Origin of the sequence: Pseudoalteromonas sp. ESRF-bin5, assembly GCF_002632075.1 — a bacterium.
GTDB lineage: Bacteria > Pseudomonadota > Gammaproteobacteria > Enterobacterales > Alteromonadaceae > Pseudoalteromonas > Pseudoalteromonas marina.
This window is the reverse complement of the sequence record NZ_NTLW01000036.1, coordinates 1-8,590: the sequence shown is the minus strand read 5'-3', so window position 1 is coordinate 8,590 and position 8,590 is coordinate 1. Positions and strand designations below refer to the sequence as shown.

Annotated in this window: 7 protein-coding genes and 2 tRNA genes; 8 read left to right on the top strand and 1 reads right to left on the bottom strand. The window is 38.9% G+C overall.

Features of this window, described 5'->3' with window-relative positions:
* Positions 1-4 precede the first annotated feature (4 nt).
* The 3 genes from BCG07_RS00920 to BCG07_RS00910 all read left to right on the top strand — a co-directional run bounded on the left by BCG07_RS00920 (position 5) and on the right by BCG07_RS00910 (position 753).
* Positions 5-80: transfer RNA gene (locus tag BCG07_RS00920), tRNA-Glu, on the top strand.
* 90 nt (positions 81-170) lie between these two features.
* Positions 171-246 (top strand) — tRNA-Glu (locus tag BCG07_RS00915).
* 240 nt (positions 247-486) lie between these two features.
* Entirely contained in the window at positions 487-753 is a 267-nt protein-coding gene (locus BCG07_RS00910) for a DksA/TraR family C4-type zinc finger protein (protein ID WP_286888114.1), read from the top strand.
* 48 nt (positions 754-801) lie between these two features.
* Here BCG07_RS00910 and gloA read toward each other — a convergent pair whose 3' ends face one another.
* Positions 802-1,188 carry a lactoylglutathione lyase gene (gene gloA, locus BCG07_RS00905; RefSeq protein WP_010558060.1) on the bottom strand — a complete coding sequence of 129 codons (387 nt, stop codon included), beginning with the start codon at positions 1,186-1,188 and terminating at the stop codon, positions 802-804.
* A gap of 728 nt (positions 1,189-1,916) precedes the next feature.
* Here gloA and BCG07_RS00900 point away from each other — a divergent pair.
* From BCG07_RS00900 to BCG07_RS00880, 5 genes are all read left to right on the top strand, one after another.
* On the top strand, positions 1,917-2,795 hold the full coding sequence (locus tag BCG07_RS00900; protein WP_008131457.1) for an NAD(P)-dependent oxidoreductase: 879 nt from the start codon (positions 1,917-1,919) through the stop codon (positions 2,793-2,795).
* A 145-nt stretch (positions 2,796-2,940) separates the two neighbouring features.
* The gene (locus BCG07_RS00895; protein ID WP_286888115.1) at positions 2,941-5,199 is read left to right on the top strand and encodes a polysaccharide lyase 6 family protein; all 2,259 of its coding nucleotides are present in this window, start codon (positions 2,941-2,943) and stop codon (positions 5,197-5,199) included.
* A 4-nt stretch (positions 5,200-5,203) separates the two neighbouring features.
* On the top strand, positions 5,204-7,411 hold the full coding sequence (locus BCG07_RS00890) for a heparinase II/III domain-containing protein (RefSeq protein WP_286888109.1): 2,208 nt from the start codon (positions 5,204-5,206) through the stop codon (positions 7,409-7,411).
* Positions 7,412-7,422: 11 nt separating this feature from the next.
* A complete protein-coding gene (locus BCG07_RS00885; RefSeq protein ID WP_006794594.1) occupies positions 7,423-7,767 on the top strand; it encodes a cupin domain-containing protein in 345 nt (114 codons plus the stop codon).
* A 2-nt stretch (positions 7,768-7,769) separates the two neighbouring features.
* Positions 7,770-8,590, top strand: an 821-nt coding sequence (locus BCG07_RS00880) for an MFS transporter (protein WP_286888106.1), incomplete at its 3' end; no start/stop codon positions are given.

Genomic DNA, 8,590 nt, shown 5'->3' with positions numbered 1-8,590 from the left:
ATGTGTCCCCATCGTCTAGAGGCCTAGGACACCGCCCTTTCACGGCGGTAACAGGGGTTCGAATCCCCTTGGGGACGCCACTTACTACTTTAATAGTTAGTGTAGTGTTATTAAGAAAGCTCGCCTGAAACGAGTCAAACCATTCAGTTGTCCTAGTGACACATTTATGTGTCCCCATCGTCTAGAGGCCTAGGACACCGCCCTTTCACGGCGGTAACAGGGGTTCGAATCCCCTTGGGGACGCCACTTACTTTCATAAAGTAGGGTAGTGTTGTTAAGATTTAAATATACCTCACCAACTATTTTTATTCATACCTCAATTTATTTTCCAAGTTTATTTTCATTTTAATCACAATCTAAAATATCCACTCAATTATGTCCTAGATTTAAGCAGACTCAACAAACATAACCTGTATGATCCATTCAGGGCTTATAAATATTTTACTTGTTAACCTATATAAAACTTCCAGAAAAAGAGGAGGATTTATGGCAAGTGGATGGGCGCGAGATGGCGCAATTCAAGAGCAAATAGATGCAAGTGTTAACGATGCAGTACAATATGCAAGAAGAAACTTAATCACTGGAGCTAGTGCTGAGATTTGCGATGAGTGTGACGAAGCAATACCACAAGCAAGAAGGCTAGCGTTACCAGGTGTGCGCTACTGCATTTCATGCCAAGCGGAATTAGAAGGGCTACCAAGTAATTCTAAGGCGTTTAATCGCCGTGGTAGTAAAGATAGTCAATTACGATAAAGGTGCCCAGGGCACCTTTTTTTTGGGTAAAATATTACACATTATTATTTATGATTTTTTCTGAATAAGCTCAATTGCATACCCATCAGGGTCTTTAACGAATGCAATTTGGGTTGTCCCACCTTTAACTGGGCCGGGTTCTCGACTTATATTTCCACCTGCCGCTTTTATGTCATCGCACGCTTTATATATGTCTTCAAATTCAATGGCGATGTGCCCGTAGGCGTCTCCTAAGCTGTAACTACTTTGATCCCAGTTGTATGTTAGCTCAAGGACGGTTGTATCTTTTTCGTCGCCATAGCCTATAAAGGCCAATGTGTATCGGTACTCTTCGTTTTCAGAGCGACGTAGCTCTTTCATACCAAGAACATGCGTGTAAAACGCAATGGATTTTTCTAAATCTGTAACGCGAAGCATAGTGTGTAATAAGCGCATTTAAGTAACCTTAAACTTTATTGGAATGTAGTCGGCCTTTCATTCAGACGTTTTGAAATACGTTTTTTATAGAAGGCGTATTGCTTTGTTAGTTTGAGATTATATAAGGGCAGCACATGTTTATTACAACCAATAAAACGTCCATTTAGTATTTAAGTATGAATAAATAAAAAATTTATTATTTATATGTGAGTTAACAACTTAAATTAATTACCAATTTTAAATAAAAATACGACTGGTTAGCCAATTTTTACGCTTATTGGTCAACCTGTCACTGAAAGTTTATTTTAATATTATTTAACAATGCTTTTACACGAAGAGTTAGGTTTTAGTTTTTATCTTGTTGTAATTGTTGGGTATTTTTATTTCCATTAGCATTTGGTTGTAACTGGCTAATTTACAAAAAGCAACTTATTGGTTGACAATAAATGCATTTGGTCATAATGTTTGTGCATACCAATTGGTAACCTCGTTAACGTTGTTACTAAATGGGATAGCAATTAACTAGAGTTACACTAAATTTTTGAACTTAAATAAGAACTAAAAATGCAAAAACCAATAAAAATTTGGCTCAACATTTTTACTTACACTAAGCACGGAAAACTTATTTATTTAACTTAATAAAGTGGCTCTACTGAATTAAATAAAAGACAGAGCGTACCTATTTTATGGGGTAAATCATTACTCATTATCATAAAAGTTTGCGCCATCATATCTAGGAGTTTTTCATGTCAAAACCTGTAATCGGTTTCATCGGTCTAGGCCTTATGGGCGGCAATATGGCCGAAAATTTACAAAACAAAGGCTATGAGCTGATTGTTATGGATTTAAGCAAAGATGCAGTTGCTGCATGTGTTGCTCGAGGCGCAAAAACAGCAAGCACGGCGAAAGAACTTGCTTCAGGTGCAGATATTGTAATGCTTTGTCTAACAACTTCAGCTGTAGTTGAAAAAATTGTTTACGCAGATGATGGTATTTTAGCTGGGATCAAAGAAGGCGCAGTGCTTGTGGACTTCGGTACATCGATACCATCTTCAACTAAAAAAATTGGTGCTGACTTAGCTGCTAAGGGTGCTGGTATGATTGACGCGCCATTAGGTCGTACACCTGCACATGCCAAAGATGGTTTATTAAATATTATGGCGTCTGGCGATATGGCGACCTTTAATAAAGTGAAATCTGTATTAGAAGACCAAGGCGAGAACGTTTTTCACTTAGGTGATTTAGGCGCTGGCCACACAACTAAGTTAATCAATAACTTTATGGGAATGACGACTGTATGTGCTATGTCACAAGCGTTTGCTGTTGCAGAGCTTGCAGGTGTAGACCGTCAGCAATTGTTCGACATAATGTCTACTGGTCCGTCAAATTCTCCGTTTATGCATTTTTGTAAAAACTACGCGGTTGATAATGTAAGCGACTTAGGTTTTTCTATCGCCAATGCAAATAAAGACTTAGGCTATTTTTTACAAATGGTTGAAGATTTAGGCACTCAATCAAAAATTGCTGAAGGTTCGTCTGCTAACTTACAAGCTGCATTTGACGCAGGTATGGGTCAAGGCAACGTGCCAGAGATATTTGATTACTTCAAAAAACTAGAAAAGTAATTCTTTTCTAGCTTTAAAGCGCTTTAAGCTTATGACTTAAAGCGCTTCAACACACATGACACCAATTGACTTAAGTCTTTATGTATTGTCAGTCTATTTAACCCTGATAGCGCATTTACTTAGTCACAACGAAAAAGAGTTAACTATGCGTTTGATTAATACAATAAAGCTTAGTCTAGTTCTCATCGGTTGCCTATCAACACACATAGCGGCCAAAGATTATTTTGTAGAGGACCAACAGGCTTTCAACGATATTGCAGCAAACCTACTTGCAGGCGATAAAGTTATTCTTAAAAATGGAACTTGGTCTGATTTTGAAATTTTATTACAGGGCCAGGGTAAAAAAAATGCACCTATTACGTTAACAGCTGAAACACATGGCAGCGTTATTTTATCAGGCCAATCTAATCTTCGTCTTGCGGGTCAATATCTTGAAGTGTCGGGTTTAGTTTTTAAAGATGGCTATACACCCAGTTCAGCAGTAATTGAGTTTCGTCGAAATAAAAAAGAGTTAGCTTACCACTCTCGTGTTACCAACGTTGTGATCGACAATTATAATAATCCAGATAAGCGAGAGTCAGATTACTGGGTAGCGCTATACGGCCAACACAATAGATTTGACCACAGTCACCTAGTGGGAAAAAGAAATAAAGGTGTGACAGTCGCTGTTCGATTAAATACTCCTCAAAGCCAACAAAATCATCACAAAATTGACAATAATTATTTTGGCTACCGTCCTACATTTGGATCTAATGGTGGCGAAACACTACGAATAGGTACAAGTCATTATTCTTTAACTGACTCGTATACCTTGGTTGAAAACAACTACTTTGAGCGCACTAATGGTGAAGTTGAAATAATATCTGTTAAGTCAGGTAAAAATACCCTTAAAAATAATGTGTTTTATGAAGCTCGAGGCACACTAACGCTACGCCATGGCAATGGTAATCTAATAGAAGAAAACGTATTTATTGGTAATGGTGTTGATCATACTGGCGGTATTCGCGTAATCAACAAAGACCAAATTGTTAAAAATAACTACCTAGAAGGGTTAACTGGCTACCGCTTCGGGAGTGGTTTCACTGTGATGAATGGCGTACCTAATTCATCAATTAATCGCTACCATCAGGTAGAAAACGCCACAATCGAAAATAATACATTCGTAAATGTACGTCACATACAGCTCGCAGCAGGAAGCGATGCTGAACGCAGTGCAGTCCCAATAAACAGCACAATGAGCAACAATTTGATTGTAAATCAAAGTGGTAATCAGCCGTTTACAACATTTGACGACGTGACTGGTTTAGTCCTTAGTAATAATGCTGCCAATACCAACGTGTTAGATGAGCTAGCTTATGGTGTAGAAAAGCAAGATATAAAGCTAAAAAAAGCCAAAAATGGATTATTTTACCCAGTATCTAAAAAGTTAAATGTAGGCGTTAGACGCAACTTAAAAGTATTACAAAAAGAAGAAGTAGGTGTAAGTTGGTATCCTAAAACACCTGCATTAACAGCATTTGACTCGGGCAAAACAATCAATGTTAAAGCGGGTGCAGATGCTTTATTAAATGCTATTGAAAATGCTAATACAGGTGATGTATTGGTATTGGCACCTGGTCAATACGATATTTCTAAATTAGTAAAAATAAACAAAACACTCACCATAAAGGCAAAGAAAGAAGGCCAATCGAAGCTTACCTTTCAACGTTCTACCTTATTTGAAATTCATGATGGCGGCAGCTTAAAAATCCATGGTTTATCAATTTCAGGTGAGAACGCGCCTGACGCCATTGGTAACAGTGTGGTTCGCACACAAAAGTGGGGAATGATAGAAAATTACCGCTTTGAAATGACAAATACAGCAATCAATGCATTAGATATTAATCATTCATTTCATTTTTTCGTCACTGGTAAAGGGGCTATGGCCGATACCATTGTATTAAATAATAATACATTTAATGAAATTACGGGCGATGTATTACGCCTAAATACAGAAATCGAAGACTTAGGTGTTTACAACGCAGAGTACGTGACGGTTACCGGCAATAGCTTTAAAAATGTAAAAGGCAGTTTAGTAAAACTCTACCGAGGCGGGTCTGACGAGAGTACATTTGGCCCTCATTTTGAGATGAAAAATAATACGCTTAACAATGTTGGCCTTGGTAAACGCAATAAAGAAAAAGCCAGTATTTATGTTCATGGTGTGCAGGTTACTAATATTGAAAATAACGAGTTCACTAATTCTGCACCCATAGTCGTGGAGCAGACTGTTGGCGAGCCAATCACAAAAGTATTAAAAAATACATTTAAAGAAACACCCGCCCCAAGTGTAAAAGAACTAAGAGTTGAAGGTCCGCATACCGCAATTCTTGAAAATAACAACGTGATAAATGAGGGGCAGTAAACTGATGATTTTTTTTAAACGAACAACACACATAAAAGCCGCTTTTTTAGGTTTATTTTCATTGTTACTGTCATCAGTAGCCAGTGCTGGGTCGCATCCAAACCTTGTAATCACCATTGACGATGTAAAGCTCATGCGCCAAGCAATAAAGGGTGAGGGGCAGTTTGCAACGGCGTATAACGATTTAAAAGCGCAAGTAGATGATCAAATAAAGCAGCCTATCACTGTGCCAGTACCAAAAGATGGTGGGGGCGGATATACGCACGAACGCCATAAAAAGAACTATCAGGTAATGTACAACGCGGGGATTATTTATCAATTAAGCGAAGACGATAAATATGCTGCTTATGTTCGCGACATGCTGCTTGAATACGCAGCTCTTTATCCAACACTTGACGTTCATCCAAAGCGTAAAGTTAAATCACAAAACCCTGGCAAGCTATTTTGGCAAAGCCTGAATGAAGCTATGTGGCTTGTTTACACTATACAAGCTTACGACCTTATTCATGATTCATTAAGCGCAGCACAGGTTAAAACAATAGAGGATGATTTAATACGCCCTGTTTCATTGTTCACATCAGAGGGTCAACCGTCAACGTTTAATAAAGTACACAATCATGGTACATGGGCCACGGCTGGTGTAGGTATGGCAGGATATGTATTAGACGAGCCTGAGTGGGTGGAAAAATCGCTATATGACCTAGACAAGTCGGGTAAAGGTGGCTTTATTAAACAATTAGAAATGCTGTTTTCACCACAAGGCTACTACAACGAAGGGCCGTATTATCAGCGTTTTGCATTATTGCCATTTGTTACGTTTGCTAAAGCAATAGAGAATAACGAGCCGCAACGTAATATTTTTGAATACCGCGATGGTGTGCTACTCAAAGCGATTGATACCACTATTCAACTTAGCTACAACGGTTTATTCTTCCCAATTAATGACGCTATAAAAAGTAAAGGTATCGACACTATTGAGCTGGTTCATGGCGTTACAGCAGCTTATGGGCTAACAAACAACACCGGTTATTTAGATATTGCGAAAAAACAAAACCAGACAATTTTATCTGGCGATGGTTTAAAGGTAGCTCAAGCGCTAGACAATCAAATGCAAACACCTTACGAGTTTAGATCTGTAGCGTTTGGTGATGGTAATGATGGTAAGCAAGGCGCGCTTGTGGTTATGAGAACGCAAGTAGGTGGCGAGCAAGCTGTTTTATTTAAACCTGCGGCACAAGGTTTGGGCCATGGCCATTTTGATAAATTAACTTGGCAATTTTATGATCGAGGTAACGAAATTGTATCTGACTATGGCGCGGCTCGTTTTTTAAACGTTGAAGCTAAGTTTGGTGGTCGTTATCTTCCAGAAAATGAAACCTACGCCAAGCATACCGTTGCACACAATACAGTTGTGGTAGATGAAACATCTCATTTCAATGCTAATGTAAAAGTGGGGAACAACAATCACCCAACACTAAATTACTTCACTACCAATGAGTTTGGTACTGTGGCAAACGGTTCAATTAGCTCGGCTTACAAAAACGTAGAACTAGAGCGTACCCTTGCATTAATAAACTTACCAGAGCTTGATAGCACTATCACATTAGATATTTTTAATGCCAATGCTAAGACTAAACATCAATTTGATTTACCCCTTCACTACAAAGGGCAGCTCATTGACACAAGTTTTGACTTAAAAGCGAATGCATCACAGCTATCTGCATTAGGCAGTAATAATGGTTACCAGCATTTATGGCTTAAAGCACAAGCAACACCTCAAACTGGCCTTGCTAAGGTGACATGGCTTAATGATAACGGACGTTTTTATACGCAAACAAGCTTAGTTTCGGGCGATGAAGAATTCTTGTTTACTCAAATTGGTGCAAACGATCCACACTTTAATTTACGTAATGAAAATGGCTTTATTCGTCGCGTAGAAGATCAAAAACAGCATACGTTTGTATCTATCTTAGAGCCTCACGGTGAATATAACCCTAGTAAAGAATATACCCTAGAGGCTGTTAGCCGTGTGTCAGCTGCCAACTATATCGAGCAGGGTAATTTATTGCTCGTGCATTTAATCATTAAGAACAAAGCCTACTTAGTCGCTATTAATAAAGCGCACAGCAAAGCAAGCAACACATTCACATTTAAAAATAAGTCATTCACCTTAAACGACCGACTTGGCGTTTATGCGTTGAAGAATAATTAGGAGTAATTAGGATGCAAAAGCAAAGTGCACATTTTTCATTTGGTGACAAAACTGAAATTGAAGATTTAGGCAATGGTTTAAAGCGTCAAATGTTAGGTTTTAACGAAGAGCTTATGGCCGTTAAAATTTGGTTTGAAAAAGGCGCAATTGGTTATAACCATGCTCATAGACACTCACAAGTAACCTATGTAGTTGAAGGTGAATTTCACTTTAACATTGACGGAGTCACTGAAATTTTAAGACCCGGTGACAGCTGTTTTATTCCCCCGTTTGCAGATCATGGCGCTACATGCCCAACAGGTGGTATTTTAATCGATACTTTTAGTCCAGCTCGTGAAGACTTTCTTGAGGAATAATTATGCAACTTAAAGGCTTACGCTGGTGGGTTATTGCGTTAATCGCGTTAGCAACCATCATTAATTATATCGACCGCCAAGCACTTAGTGTGCTTTGGCCGGATATTGTAGAAGAAATGTTTCCTGATGAATCAGCATTAGAACGTAAACAAATATACGCAAATATTTCCATCGTGTTTGTGTTTGCCTACGCATTTGGCCAAGCTATTTTTGGTAAAATATTTGACTGGGTGGGCACCCGTTTTGGTTTTGTTTTATCAATTGGTGTGTGGTCGTTGGCAACCATTGCGCATGCATTTGCACAAGGTGTTTTAAGCCTGAGTATTTTTCGTGCCATTTTAGGGGTAGCTGAAGCCGGTAACTGGCCAGGCGCTGCCAAGGGAAACGCTGAGTGGTTCCCAACTAAAGAACGCGCACTTGCACAGGGTATTTTTAACTCTGGTGCTGCAATTGGTGGCATTATCGCTATTCCTCTAATCGCTTACTTAACAGTGTATTTTAGCTGGCAAATGGTGTTTGTTTTTGTAGGTGCCTTGGGTTTTCTATGGTTAGTTCCATGGTTAATTTTAGTAAAAGCGCCACCAGGTTCTCACCCTTGGATAAGCGAAGAAGAGCGCGAGTACATTTTAACAGGTCAAAGACGTGTTGATGACAACGGCGATGTAACAGGCGAAGACGAAGAAGAATATAACCCTTCTACTGGCGAGTTGCTTTCACGTAAACAAAGCTGGGGTGTAATTATAGCTTCTGCGGCGATTGACCCAATCTGGTGGTTATTCGTTTTCTGGATCCCTATTTATCTAAACGAAGTGTATGCCATGGA

Bases quoted from the DNA above. Each gene is read 5' to 3' on its own strand.
- BCG07_RS00910 (WP_286888114.1), top strand. From the start codon at position 487: ATGGCAAGTGGATGGGCGCGAGATGGCGCAATTCAAGAGCAAATAGAT.
- gloA (WP_010558060.1), bottom strand. From the start codon at position 1,188: ATGCGCTTATTACACACTATGCTTCGCGTTACAGATTTAGAAAAATCC.
- BCG07_RS00900 (WP_008131457.1), top strand. From the start codon at position 1,917: ATGTCAAAACCTGTAATCGGTTTCATCGGTCTAGGCCTTATGGGCGGC.
- BCG07_RS00895 (WP_286888115.1), top strand. From the start codon at position 2,941: ATGCGTTTGATTAATACAATAAAGCTTAGTCTAGTTCTCATCGGTTGC.
- BCG07_RS00890 (WP_286888109.1), top strand. From the start codon at position 5,204: ATGATTTTTTTTAAACGAACAACACACATAAAAGCCGCTTTTTTAGGT.
- BCG07_RS00885 (WP_006794594.1), top strand. From the start codon at position 7,423: ATGCAAAAGCAAAGTGCACATTTTTCATTTGGTGACAAAACTGAAATT.